The sequence below is a fragment of the Phormidium sp. CCY1219 genome, assembly GCF_055795085.1.
Window position 1 is genome coordinate 1 of the sequence record NZ_JAYFEQ010000555.1, and the last position, 440, is coordinate 440.

Annotated in this window: 1 protein-coding gene; it reads left to right on the forward strand. The window is 48.6% G+C overall.

What is annotated here, in order from left to right; genetic code table 11:
• Positions 1-69: 69 nt before the first annotated feature.
• Positions 70-324: a hypothetical protein gene (locus AC0QH1_RS15415; protein WP_324632084.1), complete on the forward strand. Its 255-nt coding sequence runs from the start codon at positions 70-72 to the stop codon at positions 322-324.
• Positions 325-440: the final 116 nt, after the last annotated feature.

Genomic DNA, 440 nt, shown 5'->3' on the forward strand with positions numbered 1-440 from the left:
GGCGAATTCCTCCCCATACATAAATGACAGGGGTTTCCATTCGCCCCCCTTACCAACCCCTAATTTTCGATGACAAATCTGATGCATAATATTCCAATTGTTCTCCCGACAATCTCCGGGATGGGGAATTCCCTGGATTCTCTAAACATCCTGTTGGGGAATGCGCCGGTTAAGGGGATGGTGTTGGCTCAACAGGTCAGCGACCCAGAAATTTTAGATCGGATCAAAAGCGCTTGGGATTATTTTATTGCCTCTGGACAAGTCTGGGCGTTGATTGTGGGGATAATTCTCGGCTATTTATTCCGGGGATTTAGAGGAACTTGAGGCGCGCGGTCTTCCCCTGTTTATCACTATTCCACCATTACCGTCAGGGACTCCGTAGAAACCAACCCCATGTCTAAAGCCAGGGGCTTGTACTTCTAACCACCTGACCAGCCTAA

Coding starts and splice junctions, on each gene's coding strand:
- AC0QH1_RS15415 (WP_324632084.1), top strand. CDS start 70: ATGACAAATCTGATGCATAATATTCCAATTGTTCTCCCGACAATCTCC.